Annotated in this window: 11 protein-coding genes; 5 read left to right on the forward strand and 6 right to left on the reverse strand. The window is 61.1% G+C overall.

Features of this window, described 5'->3' with window-relative positions; all coding sequences use genetic code 11:
* Positions 1-34: 34 nt before the first annotated feature.
* Positions 35-433: a response regulator transcription factor gene (locus U1872_RS16040; protein ID WP_332793923.1), complete on the reverse strand. Its 399-nt coding sequence runs from the start codon at positions 431-433 to the stop codon at positions 35-37.
* Entirely contained in the window at positions 426-1,910 is a 1,485-nt protein-coding gene (locus tag U1872_RS16045; RefSeq protein WP_332793924.1) for a sensor histidine kinase, read from the reverse strand. Before U1872_RS16045 ends, U1872_RS16040 begins: the two co-directional genes overlap by 8 nt.
* Positions 1,911-2,198: 288 nt before the next feature.
* On the opposite strand from U1872_RS16045, the gene U1872_RS16050 reads away from it, so the two are divergent.
* Positions 2,199-3,047, forward strand: coding sequence for a helix-turn-helix domain-containing protein (locus U1872_RS16050; RefSeq protein WP_332793925.1), 849 nt, complete (start codon positions 2,199-2,201; stop codon positions 3,045-3,047).
* A 144-nt stretch (positions 3,048-3,191) separates the two neighbouring features.
* Positions 3,192-4,256, forward strand: coding sequence for a helix-turn-helix domain-containing protein (locus U1872_RS16055; protein ID WP_332793926.1), 1,065 nt, complete (start codon positions 3,192-3,194; stop codon positions 4,254-4,256).
* An 801-nt stretch (positions 4,257-5,057) separates the two neighbouring features.
* On the opposite strand, the gene U1872_RS16060 is transcribed toward U1872_RS16055, so the two are convergent.
* Positions 5,058-6,266, reverse strand: a complete 1,209-nt coding sequence (locus U1872_RS16060; protein ID WP_332793927.1) for an MFS transporter — start codon at positions 6,264-6,266, stop codon at positions 5,058-5,060.
* A gap of 431 nt (positions 6,267-6,697) precedes the next feature.
* Between U1872_RS16060 and U1872_RS16065 the strand changes: the two genes are divergently transcribed.
* Complete coding sequence (locus U1872_RS16065) at positions 6,698-8,968, forward strand: TonB-dependent receptor (protein ID WP_332793928.1); 2,271 nt, start codon at positions 6,698-6,700, stop codon at positions 8,966-8,968.
* Between the two features lie 98 nt (positions 8,969-9,066).
* Here U1872_RS16065 and U1872_RS16070 read toward each other — a convergent pair whose 3' ends face one another.
* Positions 9,067-10,449, reverse strand: coding sequence for an amidase (locus U1872_RS16070; protein WP_332793929.1), 1,383 nt, complete (start codon positions 10,447-10,449; stop codon positions 9,067-9,069).
* 98 nt (positions 10,450-10,547) lie between these two features.
* On the reverse strand, positions 10,548-12,404 hold the full coding sequence (locus U1872_RS16075; RefSeq protein WP_332793930.1) for an alpha/beta fold hydrolase: 1,857 nt from the start codon (positions 12,402-12,404) through the stop codon (positions 10,548-10,550).
* Between U1872_RS16075 and U1872_RS16080 the strand changes: the two genes are divergently transcribed.
* Positions 12,330-13,559, forward strand: coding sequence for a cupin domain-containing protein (locus U1872_RS16080; protein WP_332793931.1), 1,230 nt, complete (start codon positions 12,330-12,332; stop codon positions 13,557-13,559). The two genes, U1872_RS16075 and U1872_RS16080, sit on opposite strands and share 75 nt — an antisense overlap.
* A 315-nt stretch (positions 13,560-13,874) precedes the next feature.
* On the opposite strand, the gene hisD is transcribed toward U1872_RS16080, so the two are convergent.
* Positions 13,875-15,176: a histidinol dehydrogenase gene (gene hisD, locus U1872_RS16085; protein WP_332793932.1), complete on the reverse strand. Its 1,302-nt coding sequence runs from the start codon at positions 15,174-15,176 to the stop codon at positions 13,875-13,877.
* A gap of 156 nt (positions 15,177-15,332) precedes the next feature.
* Between hisD and U1872_RS16090 the strand changes: the two genes are divergently transcribed.
* Positions 15,333-16,361 (forward strand): LacI family DNA-binding transcriptional regulator, encoded by a 1,029-nt coding sequence (locus U1872_RS16090; RefSeq protein WP_332793933.1) that lies wholly within the window; start codon positions 15,333-15,335, stop codon positions 16,359-16,361.
* Positions 16,362-16,600: the final 239 nt, after the last annotated feature.

Here is a 16,600-nt window from a genome sequence, read left to right on the forward strand (position 1 = left end):
GCCTACATTAAGTAGCGCCGATCATCATGAATGATTACAAAGGCCTATGCCTCGAATCCACTTTAGAGAGCCACGCTTCCAATCGGCCGATGTCCAGCGGTTTTGTCAGATATTCGCTCGCGCCCGCGAGGAGCGCGAGTTCGCGATTTGCTAGGCTCGGATAGGCGGTCATGACCATGACAGGGACTTTCACCCCTCGTTTGACGAGCTCTTTGACAAGGTCGAGGCCATTCATTTGAGGCATCTGTATATCGGTGATGATGCAGGTTGGCAGGAAGTTTTCGATCTCGAGCAGCAGACCTTCGGCGCTTGGAAAGGTGCGAGAGTGATATCCAATTGTCCGGATCAGCCGGCCAATTGCCATTCTAATAGCCTCGTCATCATCGACTATCGCGACGACTCCAGCGTGCGGCTCAACCGCGTTCTCAGTCATGGTAGATTGGCAATGTGAAATGGACTGTCGCGCCTTTTGTGACATCACTCGTCGCCCAGATGTTGCCCCCCTGCGCATCGATGCAATTGCGACAGATGGCCAACCCCATTCCGATCCCATCGCGCTTCGTGGTGTAGAAGGGATCGAATATCCGCTCGAGCTCCGTTGCTTCGATCCCGTGGCCAGTGTCGGCGATGTCGATACGAACGTTCTGGCCATCGCGGCTCAGCGTTAGGGTGACGTCTCTTGACCCCTCCTGATCAGCAACGGCGTGCGCGGCGTTGATGAGGAGGTTCGTGAGGACCTGCTGTGTCTGGACGAGGTCGCCATTCACGCGGGGCAGCCCCGGGTCCGCGCGGAGATGAACCGCCGCACCACAGACCCGCAGTTCTCGTTCGACAAGCAAATTCGCTTCGCGCGCGGCGGCCACCACGTCGAATGGTCCCATCGGCGTCGCGGTGTTACTGATGAAGGCCCGGGTTCGCGCGATGATGTGTTGCGCGCGCGTTGCATCGGTAACGACTGCGGCAATTGCTTCGGTTGCCTCCTCCACGTCTGGGTCAGCCCGTTTCAGCCAGCGAAGGGCCGCCTGTGCATTTGCGAGCACCGCGGCAAGTGGTGAGTTCACCTCATGCGCGATCGAGGCGCTGAACGCTCCGACGGACGAAATGCGCGAGGCCCGCGCGATCGCCGCGTCTGCTGCGAGCAGTTTTGCCTGCTGTATCTTGTATCCAGTGATGTCTAACGATGTGACGAAGATATCGGCGAACCCCTTGAGATCGCGTGGTAGCGTTGCCGTGAACAGGCTTTCTGACTGGGCGCCGCCCGGACGCGTTATGTGGGCTTCAGACCTGAAGAAGCGATCGCCCTGCGCGAATGCCACAAGCCACTGGACAAAGGTCTGATCGGTGTGCGGAAGCATGGTATCCAGCGGGCCCTTCAGCGCGGCCTTGTCGACCGCACCCGCTTCCTCGACCGCGAATGCGTTGCAGTCCTTGATTGAGACCTGGGCGCACAGCTCCCGTAGCTCGTCGGGTCTGGTCGCGAAATATCCTTCCACGTCGCTAACGCCCGCGCGCTTTAGCGCCGATATTTTCCTGCCGACTGCACTCCAGTCCTCGAGCCAGGTCGATACGCTGGCGCGTTCGAACACCGCTTCGTAGCGGGCTTTGTAGTCGGTGAGCGCTGCTCGACTGAGGACGATGTAGGCTATAGCCGTTGCCAGGCTAAGAATGATTGCAAGAGCGAGCGGTAGAGGGACCCAGCCGAGGGCACCTTCGGTCATGCCGCCTGCGAAAGCGAGCGCGGCCGGAGGAAGGACGGACGCCGCTGCCGCCCCTAGCCATCTCGCCTGCTGAAGCCACGCCGTTCGTGACGGAGTGAGCATCCACTCTGGATATTGCGGCTTCGGCCCCTCGTCGTTCGTCCGCGCCGATGGTTGGGTGTGGCTCGGCCAGCGCGAGAAGACCTTTTCCATGGCGTGGGCGTTTCCTTTCGGTCAACCTATTGCGTTGTGCGATGAGGCAATATGATACGGGCGTATAATAGGCGCTGCCACACACACCGCTCATGCATTACACAGACGGCCTATATTCAAGTTTTCCGACGATACTCGGTCGTCATGCTATTTGCTTGCTACGAAACAGGTTGAGGGAATGGTGGTAGGCTGCGGGGCCGGGTTATTCCCGGGTGTTTCCAGATAGCCCAGAGGTTGAGGAGCAACGTTGTGGAAGGGCACGGAATAGAAAAGTTCAGGGACGCTGCCTTGATCGCGACGTCGAAGCACCGCTCGTGGACACTTCTGTCTTCCGAGCTTCGAAGCCATAAAGTCGGCGAGATTCCGGCGTTCACGACCCAGGACGCCGAGATAACCCAAGTCATCCGTGATACAGGGCACGCCACTTCGACGCGTTCCTCGGGCGGGGTCACTCAGGAAGTGATCACGGCTCCAGACACGATGTGGCTTTGTCCGGCCGGCATAAAGGAGGAAGCGACTCGCCTTTCCAGCGACTTTCCCGAAGTGCTTCATATTTACATCCCACAGCACACCTTCGTTCAGGCTCAACGTGAATGGGGGCTTCAATGCACAGCCCATAACATTCGCTACGAATGCGAAGTTTCAGACCCGATCATCAATAATATCACGCGTGAGATCGTTCGTGAACTTCGTAATGAGAGCTCATCAGGCGGATTGAAGATTGACGCACTGGCAATAGAGCTAATTACAACGCTTGCCACTGATCATCTGGAAACATCCTCAAAAATTCCAGTGGCGCTCGCAAAGGGCTTGCTCGATCCGAAACGATTGGCCCGCGTCTTGCACTTCATCGAGGACAATCTTGAAGAAGGGATCAGCGTCAAAGAAATTGCGGACGCCGCATGCTTCAGCCAATTCCACTTTATGCGAGCATTTCAGTTGGCCATGGGGCGCTCCCCCCATGCGTATCTCAGCGAACGCCGACTGGACAGAGCGAAGCATTTGCTTGCCTATTCGGACACACCGCTCGTCGACATATCGCTTACCTGCCAGTTCTCCGGGCAAGCCAATTTCACAAAGGCCTTTAAGCGGGCAACCGGAATCAGTCCGGGGCGATACCGCCAAGCATGCAGATAAGTATGAGATTCTTAAAATAGTTATCAAGCTAGAGATGAGTATTATATGTTCGTATACTTATACATAAGTATCGCCTGATCTCATTTAAGCGCATGTAGCAATATTGGATAATACTGATCTGCGCCACGTGTCCAGACCCTCCTGATGATGGAGGATGACGACATGGCATACTTTTCTCACAAAAAATCATTTGGCCCGGTGCACGTTGAGGTTGAGCGGGTATCGCCCATCGCGCCATCGCGTAACTCGGAAGTCTCCGTTTCGCTTGGGGAAGCTATCGGAGCATCCGCTTGGGTGGGGGGCACAGCGGTCACCGTCTCGGACTACGAGCAGATTGGCGGATTTCGGGGAGCCACCTGCCAAGCTCGTGACGCGTTGGTTCTGAGATTTCCGCTGAGTTCGATTGGCGTCCATCGATCCAGCGACGACGTCGGCTCGGAGCTCGGCTGCGACCTGGGCTCGGATCAGGTGATAATGCTCGACCTCGGCACGAATCCGCGACTCTGGCGCACCGGCTCGTCGCGTTGGCTCCATATCGGGTTTGACCGTTCGTTCCTGGAGGGTGTCGCTGATCGCGCGGGTGGTCATCACTGCGGAGTTATGGATCTGCTTCGGACGGCGTGCGGTCGGGCCATCTCGGACCCGGTCATTCGCGAACTATGCGCGAGCTTGGCGAGTTTCGCAGGCCACGCTGTTTCCCGGCCGACCTTCACGCGAGACCAGATCCTGGTCGCACTGGCTAGTCACTTGGTATTCGAATACGGACGACTCGAGTCGATTACGGTCACCGCCCGTGGCGGCCTCGCGCCGTGGCAGGTTCGTAGATCGCAGGAAAAAATGCGGGCGCGACTGTATGAGCCGCTTAATCTCGAAGAGGTCGCCAACGACTGTGGCCTATCGCTCAGCCATTTTTCGCGAGCGTTCCGATGTTCCGTCGGGATGCCGCCGCATGCGTGGCGGGTTAGGGAAAGAGTGAATCATGCCAAAGGGCTTATGAAAGATCCGAGGAAGACGCTTGCAGAAATCGCAATTGAATGCGGCTTCGCGGATCAAAGCCACTTCACGCGCGTGTTTTCGAGAGAAACCGGGGCTAGCCCGGGCCACTGGCGTCGCAGCACGTGCGACAAGCCTGCTCAGCTTGTTAGGGTTGTAAACAAGGAGCCTTCGCAAGAGCCGAGCAAGGACCGTGTGTTCGATTGCCACATTTGACGTGCGTTACGGATTCGCATCTGCGCAGATTTGCTCGCGCACTCGCGAAATGACGCACGCTAAGAGCCGACCGTTCCGCATCACCGAGTTATCAAGAGCGTTACGCCGCAAAGCGGTCAAAATTGAAAGAGACGTTGGACGCCGGCCGCCAAAGCGGCGCGCCCGCGGCTGATAGCCGCTATGGCTCCCGGACTGTCTGTCGTCGGTGATTTAATGGGTCTGTTCGCGCAGTTAGAGTCAAGATCGACGAACCAAACGCCGTTGCAATTCCCGGCGAAGTTCGAGCGGTAGCTCGCGTAATTGGATTACGCCAACCGACCACATGCACTGTGACGCCGACGTCCACGCACTTGCCTTCGGCGACGTCGAACGGCGACGCAGCGATCGGCGCCAATGACGTCACCGCGACGAGTTTTGCGCGCGTTCGTAACCCGCAATTTAAGTGGTATCGCGCGGATGAAAACGGTTGGCGACTTGTGCGCGTTTTCAGCCAAGTCCGCTCGGATCGGTAAAGACGTTCGCTAGCCAGAAAGACAAAACCGTCTCAACGGTAGCAAGGCAGGCCGCTTCGTACAGATTGAAGCGGGCGGTAGGGTTAGTAGCCGAGTTCGTCGCAGAGATACAGATCAGCCGCCTCCCGCCCTCCCTCCGGGCGCGGCTGCCAGGGGCGCTGGCCTTCCCCCCCCCCCGGCCAGCGCCCCGCCACATTACGCAAGATGACTATTCATACCCAAGTATCCAGGTTGGTCGCTTTACGTCAGCTGATCTTCCCCGTTTTGACGGACTGACCTGCTCCCCCGATTACACGCTATGCTCGTTGAGCGTTTCACGCTGCAGGATCCAGATTACTGCGGCAAGGCAGAAGCTGACGCACGCCGCCCCCATCGCTGCCGCGAGCCCGAAGCTACCCGCGATCTGAGCGGTCACAAGCGGGGCAAAGAAACTGATGATCCGGCCCCAGTTGAAGATGGATGCGGCCGTCGAGCGCAAATGCGGGGGGTATAGTTCGGCGAGCCAAGGTCCCCATATGACGCTTGAGCACAGGGTCGCGCCATAGACGAAGCCTATCGCACTCAGCAGCGCGATGTCGGACGGCGCGGCCAGAAAACACGCTATGGCGACCGACGCGATAACGAAGCCGATAGCGTTGAAACGCCGCCCGAACCGATCCGCCGTCCACCCCCACAGAAAACCTCCGAGAATGTTGCCCGCGAACTGCCAGGCGACAAGCTCGCCGCTAACCGTCGAGGACAAGCCGCGCGTTTCGGTGAGGTAGGTCGTCAGCCATCCACTATAGGCCTGATAGCCGAAGAAATTGAGCCCGGTCATCGTCGCCAGTAACAGCGTCTGGCGACGGAGCCCGGGTCGAAACAGTTCGCCGATCGGAAGTTTGCCGCTCCGAACGTGGAAACGATCAATCGACGAGTGCGCCGGGATCAGGAGCAGGACAACCGCCGAAAGGACGAGCGGCGGCACGCCGCCGATCCACAACAGGATGTGCCAGTCCGCGCCGCCGAGCTTGCCGAGCGCCAAGCCCAAGGCAACGATCGAAAAGCTGAAAAAGGCGTTCAAGGTGCCCGCCAATCGACCGCGGACGCGCGCCTCGAAGAGATTGACGTAAATGCCGACCCCGACAGGGAAGGAGCCACCCATGAACACACCGATTACGAAGCGTTGCAGCAGCAATTCCGGGTAGCTCGCCACCGCGACACCGGCGATCAGCGTAATCCCGTAGCCGAAGACCAGAATCGCAAAAACCAGCCGGCGTCCGAAGCGATCGGCCAATTGGCCAAGCAAGATTGCGCCGATCAGCGCGCCCGCACCTTGCGCCGAATACGTCGATCCAGCCTCGAGCAACGACAGATGCAGGGCGGCGCGTTGAAAGGGGCGAAGGACGTCGACCGAGTTCCAAGCCCAGCCATAAAAGAATTCGGCAATTAGCAGAATCGCAAAAATGGCCAGTCGTCGATTGCGCGACACAGCAGCTCTCATATCCACCGGCTCGACCACTTTGCTACCCGCCCCCCAAACAGACTAAAGGCTTTTAGACTGACTTCGGATGCAATTGTAAAGCCGCTTATTGGCCGTTGCAGCTGGCGTGGCAGAGTGGTCGGTGGGTGGCACAGCAAAGAAATCGAGCATGGGCGTCGGTCGGACGGGGAGATGGATATGCGCCTCGCTTAAACCGTGAGCACTCTGGAAGCGGCGCGCGTTTTACCGGAACCTGTGCGGTATATGAATCGCGGCAGCGCCACCACGTGACGACCCGAACCACCGAAAATACACCTTCTGCATTCGAATGCACAAAATTGTGGACAGTTTTGTTACGCTGCGATAGCTCACTCGAGTCAGTCGCAACAACGCGATGGCTCAAAAAGGGGACCGTCATGCTAAATCGAACGCTATTGATCTGCGCATCAACCATAGCTTTGACGGTCGCCATGTCGCCCGCGACGGCGCAAACGGCACCGGCGAGCAGCGCGGTGGATACCGGCGGCACCGCGGCTCCGGACAGCGAGCCGGGCGATATCGTGGTCACCGCGCAGCGCCGCACCGAGCGTCTGCAGGACGTCCCTATTGCGGTCACCGCGCTTTCGGCCGCCGATCTCAATCGCCTGCACGCCAACGACGTCAGTCGTGTCGCGCTGGTGACGCCCGGTTTCACCTGGGGCCAGCAGGGCTCCGACAGCTTCCCGGCTATTCGCGGCGTGCGCACCAGCTTGGTTAGCGCGCAGAACGATCCGGTGATTGGCTACTATCTCGACGGGATCTATCAAAGCCGTACGCAGCAGCAGAGCTTGCCGATCTTCGACGTTGGTCGGATCGAAGTGCAACGCGGCCCGCAAGGAACGCTCTACGGGCGTAACACCTTTGGCGGAAATATCAGCGTCGTCACCGCCGAGCCGACCAAGGTGCTCGCGGCTGCCTTGAACGCCGACTTCGGCAATTACGCGTCGAAGCGGATCGACGGCTTCGTCAACCTGCCGATCAGCGATACGCTGCAGCTGCGCGTAGCGGGCGTTTTTCAAAAGCATGACGGCTATGTCCGCTCGACCACGCCGGGTGTGCGGCTGGTCGACAATGACGAGAATGCGCAGCGTGTCAGCCTGAAATGGAAGCCCACGTCGGAGCTCGAGGTTCAGATCCACGCCGGCCGTTGGCAGCGCGATGATGCGGGCGCGGGCTCGTACGGCTATAAGGTCGCGGGTACGCTGATCAATCCGGCGACAGGGTACCAGTCGATCAACGGCGTGCCCTATGCCGTCAATCCATCGGTCCATAACGGCACCGCGATCGTCAAGGGCGTCGATATCGGCGTGCCAGTGACCGGTGGTGCCTACACCAACGACTGGGATTATCAGCCGTTCGAGCACATCCTGGAAAACTATGTGTCGGGTACAGCCAGTTACGATTTCGGTCCGGTTACATTGCGTTCGATCACCGGCTACACCTTTTTCCGTTCGCATCGCAGTGCGGATAACGACCAGAGCAGCGTGATATTCCAGGCCCCTGCCGCCGGGTTCGGCTCGGGAATCCAGGAGCCGAACACGCGCGCACGCACCTTCACGCAGGAAGTTCAGCTCGCGTCGACCGCAACGACGCCGCTCCAGTGGATCGTCGGCGGTTACTATCTGCATGACGATATTTTCGAGACCTACCAGCAGAAGATCACCGCGCCCAACTCGACGGTTACCGGCTTCCGCGCCGACGCTGCACTTAAGACTGATGCCTATGCCGCATACGCCCAAGCCAGTTATTTCGTCGTTCCCGATAAGGTGCGGATCATCGGCGGGATTCGCTACAGCAGCGAGAAGAAGGCCTTCAACTTCGCCGATTTCGCCGACGCGGCGCCGAACACCTATAATTTCATCACGCCCTACAGCGTCACGTCGGGAGCGCCGTCGTTCGACAGCACGACCTGGCGGGCAGGACTACAATACACGCCGGACCGCAACACGATGCTCTACGCGACCGCATCGACCGGCTTCGCCTCGGGTGGTGTCAACGACACCGGCGGCAGTGCCGTGATCCCCGCATCCTATGCGCCGCAGAAGGTCAATGCCTATGAGGCGGGCCTCAAGAACCGCTTCCTGGCCGGCAAGCTGCAGACCGAACTGAGCGTCTTCTACAATCGCTATTCGAACCTGCAGATCAACGTCTACACGCCGCTCGTCTCCTATTTTGGATCGGCCGGCAAAGCGCGCAGCTATGGCGCCGAGTTCGCGGTGCGCAGCTTGCCGATCACAAACCTCCACGTGGATGCCTCGCTCGCCTATCTGAATGCGCAATACACGCAGTACATCAGCGGCAATAATTTCTACGGGGCGTCGAACGGGCAGGATCCCGTGTCGGTCAATCTGGCGGGCAAGCGCGTGCCAATGTCGCCTCGCTTCAAGTCGACGGTTCAAGTCTATTACGACCTGGACCTCGGGAATGCCGGCGTGATCGCCCCGTATGTGAACTGGCTGCACTCGACGAGCTACTATACGACCGATTTCAATACGGTCCTCGATCGGCAAGGCGAATATAATCTGATCGATCTGTCGCTGCGGTGGACTGAAAAATCGGGCAAATATTATGTCGAGGGGTACGGCAACAACGTCTTCGGCAAGCCCGTGCTCTACAGTGCCGTGGTCGGGCGCAGCCAGCGTGTCCAGGTCTCGTACGGACCGCCGGCGACGTACGGAATACGCGCAGGCGTTCGCTTCTAAACGAGACCTGCGCCTATCGTTCGACAGGGCCTGGCGCTGCCAGGCCCTGTGTTTCGAGCGACAGGGCCTGGCAATGCCCAGCCCTGTGTTTCAAGCGGTCATATCAGTGGCGGGACGGCACGCGGGCCAACGGCTCGCTCGATATGCCGCGCCAGATCGAACAGGATGTCTTCCTGGTGGGCCTGCGCCAACAATTCGAGCCCGATCGGTATCCCCGACACGGCCCGCCCCATCGGAACCGAGAGCGCCGGCCAACCGCTGCAAGCGGCAAGTTCGGGACCCCATCCGCCCTTGGGATTATCCAGCGACTGGGGCACCGTGACCGAGACGGGGAGAGCCAAGGCATCGAGCCGCAACGCGCTCATCATCTTCGCTAGCGCGGAGCGCAGTTCGGCATGATAGGCGAGCACGGCTGCCCGTTGCGCACCGCCCGAATGCGCCAGCCGCATTCGAAGAACCTCTGCATAGTCGGCCAATGACGCGCCGCTCTCGACGATCGCCGCGACCGAGGCAGGTGCTGTTCCAACGACGAAGTTCGTCGAGAGATACCGATCGAACGCATCGACGAATTCTTCATCGACGATATGGGGCCGATCCACCGGCAAGAGATGATCGGGCAAGGCAGGAACGGAAAGCACCTCGACTCCGTCGCGCCTCAGCGCCTCCAACGCACCGTAGATAGCTGTCAGAACCTCCGGATCGGTGCCGAATGCCTGTTCGACCACACCCACGCGTCGGCCCCTGATCGGGCGGGCGGCATTGGGACGATTGCGGCCCGCCATAAGCGCGAAGATCAGCGCAGCGTCGTCCACGGTGCGTGCGATCGGTCCTACCGTGTCAGTACTCGGCGCGAGCGGAGCGATACCCGTCATAGCCAATCGGCCAAAGGTCGGCCGTAGCCCGACGAGGCCGGTATAGGCCGCCGGCACTCGGATCGATCCACCGGTGTCGGTCCCCAATCCCGCGACCGCAAAGCCGACCGAAACCGCGACTGCGGTGCCTCCGCTCGAGCCCCCCGAGGTCACGGTTCGCCGAAACGGGTTGAGCACGTCGCCGCCAAGCGAACTGCGCGATCGTACCTCGAACGAGAATTCGGACAGATTGGCCTTGCCAATGACGACTGCCCCGGCGCCACGAAGTCTCTGCACTTGCGCGCAATCTGCGCGGGGCATCGCGCCGGCCATTGAACGATTGCCTGACGTGGTGGGCAATCCCGCCACATCGATATTGTCCTTCACGATGACCGGCACGCCGTGGAGGGGGCCAAGCGACCGGCCGGCCTGCCGCTCCGAGTCGCATTTGCGGGCGTAGTCAAAAGCCCGCTCGTCGAGTTGAAGGGTTGCGCCAAGGCGCGCCTCCCCTCTGTCGAATTTGCAAATTCGCGAATGCGACTCGTTCAGGAGCTCGACCGCCGAAATCCGCCCACCGGCTAGCGCTGCCGCCACTTCCCTCAGAGATTTATCAAAGATCGCTTCGGACAAGCGCTCGCTCCCATGCTGTCATCGCGAGATACGCGTCGCCCCGGCATCAACACCAAGCTGGCGGGGATCGCCCGATCCCCGCCAGCTGTCCCGCCGGATTATCCCGCGGCTTGCTGCATCGCTGCCATCTTCAGCTGCACCAGCATCGAGAACTCGTCATAGACCGTCCACTCGTCGATGATCTGGCCGTCGACGACATGATAATGGCTGAAGCCCATCACAGACACTTTGTGTCCGGTCGGCGCGCCCAGCGAGCCATAACCGAAATGATGGCCTTCCATGGTCCAGCGCACTGCGATTTTCTCGCCGCCTTCCTCGCTCTCGTTCGAGCAGATGTGCTGCACGACATATTCGCAGTCTGGGATCATCGCGACCAAGCGCATCGTCTGCTGCAGCACCGCGGCGCGGCCCGACAGTTCGCGCATCAGCGGCCCGTGCCACTGGCAATTCGGCGCGTAGATCTCGTTGATTTTGCCGAACATCCGCATCGTAAAGATATGGTGCAGCCAGCGCAGCATCTGCTCTTCGCCAGGCGTATGCGCGATCGAGACGTCTGCTTCCGACTGCGGGGGATATTGTCCGAGCAGGCGACCGCTCTCGGCGATTTCGGGAACCGCCTCGCCGCGCTCGAGCTTCGCACGCGCCCAAGTCTCGGCATAAGCGTGCGGCTCGATCCCGAGTTGGATCAGCAGCGCCATATTGTCGCGTACGACCCACTCGCGATAGATCTTGTTCTCGAGGATCATGCAATCGACGATCGTGCGCGTGACGAACGGGCGCCCGGTGGGCTTGCCCCACTGGTTGAACTCGGTGTGGCGCCCGACCCCGTGCGTCATGTGGCTCGTATAAAAGCCATCGACGTCGTTGCCACGCCAGATCACCGACGTCGCCATGCCGCGGCGGTCGGGCAATTCGACCAGGCGTGAGATCGTCTCGCGCACCAGCGTCTCGCGATCATACATCGTGAACAGGTTGCCGTAGACGACGCAATTGTGCGTGTAGTGCGTGTAGATCAGACCGACATCACGTTCGTCCCAAATGCGGTGCGTGCAGCGCACAATGTAATCGACGATATCGGTATATTCCGGGTCGAAGCCGCGCATGCTCTGGACGCGCGGCCGATCGGTCGGGATCAGCTGGGTAAGGTCGCGACGCTCGACCTGGAGCACGGCGCGGGGGTCATCCGCAGGCTCATCGACGGGTTTGGGGCTCTTGGAAGCGTCGGTCATGGGATCTCCTGTGGATGGAAGGTGTGGCACGAATGTATCTTCGAGTGGTGTAGCAAGTCGGGCAAGCCACGCGCCGACCTCGGCCGCGACCGCGATCGGACGTTCGAGCGGGGCGAAATGGCCGGCATCAGCGATCAGGACGAGTGTCGCATCGGGAAGGCCGTCGGCGAGCTCTTGCTGCCAAGCGGGTGGGCACAGCGCGTCGTGCGCGCCGGCAAGCACCAGTGTCGGCATGGTAAGCCTCGCCAAGCGCGACCGGCTGTCGCGCCGCGACAAAGCGAGCGCGGTCTGACGTTCGAGTCCGTCGCTACCTACCGCTTTCGCCATCGCCTCAATGCTTGCACGCAGATCAGCGTCGTGCCGGGCCGCGGGCGCGACGTAATCGGGCCATAGCCGCGCGACATGCGCGCTGGCGCCCTCCGCCGCCTCGGCACGGCGCAGGGCGTGGAGATCGGGGACGACGGCGCGGGCGTTGCTGTCGACCAACGCTAGGCCGACAACGCGGTCGGGTGCTATCGCGGCAAGCTCCAGTGCGACCATCCCGCCGAGCGAAAAGCCGAGCAACGCGAAGCGCGGCGGGGCCTCGGCGAGGATCGCAAGTGCGGCGGCGCCGATTTCGTCGTGGCACAGCGGTGCGACGCGCGCATCGATATGGGGCAGCGCGGCCAGCATCGGCGCGAACATCCGTTCGTCGCACAGCGTGCCCGGGATCAGCAGCAGCGGCACACGCACGTCCGTGCTTGCGACGCATCGGCTCGAGGTTGCTACGTTCATCCGTCGTTTCCACATCCGGCTTGCGACTTGGTATCGGATGTTCTACCTGCGATGCATTCGAATGCAAGTATGCGCGGGAGCTTAATCGTGACGACCTCGACTCAAGCGGCAATGAATGCGCGGCTAGTTCGTTATGCCGACCTCATTCCCTGCCGCACCGCCTTTCTCGACACCAAGACACCGGGATCGACCGAGAAGGAAAATTTCACGATCATCGGCGCGGGTGTCTCCGAAAGCGCGGACCAGCACGTCCACATCACCGAAAAGCACGGCTTCAACATCGGCGCCGCGCGCCAGCCGTTCGGGTGCATCAACTCGCAGCATAGCCATGACACCGCCGAGGTGTTCATGATCCATTCGGGACGGTGGCGGCTGCTTTTCGGGGCGAACAAGGAAGACGGTACGCTCGAAATTGGCCCGGGTGACGTGGCCTCGGTGCCGATCCACATGTTTCGCGGCTTCGAGAAGATCGATGACGGCGTCGGCTTTCTGTTCACGATCCTTGGCGAGGACGATCCCGGCAAGGTGACATGGGCGCCTGCGGTGTTCGAAGCCGCCGCCGATCACGGCCTGAAACTCGCCAAGGGCGGCCGGTTGATCGACACTTCGCAGGGCGACTATGTCTTGAAGGATGTTGAATTGGAGGGCGTTCTCGACGCCGATAGCATTGCGGAACTCAAGACTCCGCCGATTGAAAAGATTCTCGAATGTGTGGTGCCTTACGGCTCGGCCAAGGCCAACGCCAACTCTCCGCTGGCCGCCGAGGGTGTTGAGGAAGCTGGAATCATCGTACCGCAGGCGACCGGTGACGGCTTTGCCGCCGGGCCGATCACGGGCTGGTGGCCGCACGGGTGCAACCTGCGCCAGTTGACCCTGCAGACCGGGGCGTATGTTCCGCATCACGCTCGCGCCGAAGCCGAGGTGCTGATTGTGCAGGAGGGGACGTTCGAGGTTTCCTGGGCGGACGGTGCGATCGTGATGGGGGCGGGGGATATGTTGACCGTGCCGATCGGCTTGCCGCATGCCTTCCGCAATACGGCGTCGGTTCCGGCGGTCGTGTTCGTCGTGCGCGGTACCGAGAGTCCGGTGATGCCCGTATTTGGCTAACGTGCCCGACTTCGAGCGGGCGCGCGCCGCTCTGCGACGCGCGCCGCCGCACTACGTCCAATGTCCTGCGGTGCGGTAATCGTACTGCACGGGCAGGGCGCGGCGGCAGGGTGCGGCCTACCGCAGCAGCAAGGCGCCGACTGCGAACTGAGTACCCAGCGAGTTCATTAGCGGGACCCCGGGGGCCACAGGGCTTGCATACCGTCAGTGACGAATATGACTGCTATTGAACTCCCGGGTGTCCGAAAACGAGCTCGTTTTTGAGGGACCCGAGCTGGTCGGCCGAGACGAGGGGCGGCGGACCGCCCCTCACACTTATGCCACTGCGTTCAAGCGCTCGAGACGGATCGCGGCGGCCTTGCGGTGACCTTCGAGTCCCTCGCTATCGCTTTGTCGCATTGCTGCCGGGGCGACGGCCCGGATAGCATCGGATTCGAGCCATTGGTACGTCGCGATCTTGACGTAGGAGCCAACCCACAGTCCGCCGGTATATTTGCCGGCGCCCATCGTCGGCAATGTGTGGTTGGTGCCGACATTCTTGTCGGAATACACAACGCTGGCGTTCTCGCCGACGAACAGCGAGCCATAGTTGCGCAGCTTCTTGGCGAAGCCGTGCGCGTCGGCGGTGTGGACTTGCAGATGCTCGGCGGCGACGTGATCGGAATAGGCGATCATCGCCGCATCGTCGGCGCAGAGGACGATCTCGCCATAATTCTGCCAGCTCGGCCCGGCGATGTCGGCGGTAGCGAGCATGCGCAGCTGGCGCTCGACCTCCTTGAGTGTCGCTTCGGCCAGCGCGCGATCGGTGGTGATCAGCCCGACCCGGGTGCGGACGTCGTGCTCGGCCTGCGCGAGCAGGTCGGTCGCGATCAGTTCCGGGTTTCCGGTCGAATCGGCAACAACGAAAATCTCGGACGGGCCGGCGAGCTGGTCGATTCCGACCGGACCAAAGACCTGGCGCTTGGCCTCGTTCACGAAGGCGTTGCCCGGCCCCATGATCTTGTCGACCGCGGGGACGCTGTCGGTGCCATAGGCCATTGCCGCGATCGCTTGCGCCCCGCCGATCAGGAAGATGCGGTCGGCACCCGAAAGGTGGCAGCCAGCGACCATCGCCTTGTGCGCGTTTGGCGGCAGGCACGCGACAACCTCGTCGCAGCCGGCAACCTTGCCGGGCACGATTGTCATGATCGGCGCGGAAAGCAGCGGGAAGCGTCCACCGGGTACATAGGCACCGACGCGCTGGATCGGGATCACGGTGTGCCCGAGATGAAGGCCGGGCAGCGGCTCGACTTCGAGCGGCAGGATCGTGCCGAGCTGCGCGGTGGCGAAGCGGCGGACATTCTCGATCGCGAATTCGGTATCGGCGCGGGTCTGCTTGTCGAGCTGATCGACTGCGTGCTGGCGATCGGCCGGCGATACTTCGAACTGGTCGAGCGACACGCCGTCGAACTTTTGCGAATAGTCGCGCACTGCCGCATCGCCGCGCTCGCGCACGTCCTTGAGCACCGTGGTGACGAGCTCAATGACTTGGCTGTTGTCACCGATATTGTCGCGCTGCGGCGCTTTGACATATTCGAGGCTGCCCTGGAGGGATTTGGGAGCCGACACGCTGGCCATTCGGGCGATCCTTTCATGGGAAAACTGGCCACGCACGGCCATGCCGACGCGATCTAATGCATTCGAATGCAGATGTCACCCGTCGAGGTGGGTGGAGCGTGTTTATTCTGCGCTCGCGAGCGCGTAGGATCATCCGCAGTCACCCGAGGAAATATCATGAGCGACGAGATCAAGCCGCCGATGCGGCGCCCGACCTCCTACGACGTCGCGCGCGAGGCTGGCGTATCGCAAAGCGCGGTGTCGCGGTGTTTCGCTCCGGGTGGCAGCATCGCGCCCAAGACCCGCGCGCGCATCGTCAAGGTCGCGACCCAATTGGGGTATCGGCCCAATGCGTTAGCGCAGGGGCTAATTTCTGGACGGACGAAGATCGTCGCGCTCCTGATCTCGAACCTGACCAACCTATATTATCCCGAGGTCCTGGCCGAACTCACCCGGCGCCTGACCGAACGCGACACGCGCGTGCTGCTGTTCTCGCTCGGCGCCGAAAGCGATGTCGATGGCGTGCTCGATCAGGTCTGGCGCCACAGCGTTGATGGCGTGATCTGCGCCGCGCGGCTGTCGGACGAACAGATCCTGCTTTTCGCCGAGCATCGCGTACCGCTCGTGCTCTACAATCGCATGCCCGACACTGCGCAGGCGGCGAGCGTCTGCTGTGACTCCGCCGCGGGCGAACGTGAATTGGTCGAAAAACTGCTCGCAGCAGGGCATCGCCGGTTCGGGATCATAGCCGGGCCAGAGGATTCTTATGTCGGCGAGGAGCGCCGTCGAGCCGCGCTGGCACGTCTTGCCGATGCGGGTCTGCAGGAAGTGGCGGTGGTACGCGGCGATTTCAGCTACGAGAGCGGTGGGGCAGGGCTGCGTGCGTTGCTCGATAAAGAAAAAACACTCGATGCGGTTATCGCGGTGAGCGACCTGATGGCGATCGGCGCGATCGACACTGCGCGGGACGTGTTCGATCTGCGGATTCCCGACGATATGTCGATCGTCGGTTTCGATGGCTCTGGCCCGGCGAGCTGGACGAGTTATCAGGTGACCTCGATCCAGCAGCCTGTTGCGCGCATGACAGAGGCGGCGGTGATGATGCTGATCGAGCGGATTGAGGATGACAGCGCGACAGCCGAGCGGCGGCTGTTTGCGGGCAAATTCATCGCCGGGAAGTCCGCTCGAATCACACCCCGATTCTGACGCATTCGAACGCAGTCGCGCGCCTTTCGTTTCACGCACGCGACACCGGTGGACCATGTCCGATATCGGCCACAGGGTGACGACTGGTCCCACATGGTAAATTTAGTCGCTAAATAACAGCGATATGGCCCGGCCGTGCGGCGCGCGGACAACACAAAAATAAGGCCGCGCCCCAATGCATTCGAATGCATTTTGTAATGGACGCTTACCGATCCGCTTGATAGCATTCCATCATTGAC

It is taken from the genome of Parasphingomonas frigoris, from assembly GCF_036663815.1.
Classification (GTDB): Bacteria; Pseudomonadota; Alphaproteobacteria; order Sphingomonadales; family Sphingomonadaceae; genus Sphingomonas.

Excerpts from the sequence above, each read along its gene's own strand:
- U1872_RS16045 (WP_332793924.1), bottom strand. The coding sequence starts at position 1,910 with ATGGAAAAGGTCTTCTCGCGCTGGCCGAGCCACACCCAACCATCGGCG.
- U1872_RS16065 (WP_332793928.1), top strand. The coding sequence starts at position 6,698 with ATGTCGCCCGCGACGGCGCAAACGGCACCGGCGAGCAGCGCGGTGGAT.
- U1872_RS16040 (WP_332793923.1), bottom strand. The coding sequence starts at position 433 with ATGACTGAGAACGCGGTTGAGCCGCACGCTGGAGTCGTCGCGATAGTC.
- hisD (WP_332793932.1), bottom strand. The coding sequence starts at position 15,176 with ATGGCCAGCGTGTCGGCTCCCAAATCCCTCCAGGGCAGCCTCGAATAT.
- U1872_RS16090 (WP_332793933.1), top strand. The coding sequence starts at position 15,333 with ATGAGCGACGAGATCAAGCCGCCGATGCGGCGCCCGACCTCCTACGAC.
- U1872_RS16055 (WP_332793926.1), top strand. The coding sequence starts at position 3,192 with ATGATGGAGGATGACGACATGGCATACTTTTCTCACAAAAAATCATTT.
- U1872_RS16080 (WP_332793931.1), top strand. The coding sequence starts at position 12,330 with ATGGGGCAGCGCGGCCAGCATCGGCGCGAACATCCGTTCGTCGCACAG.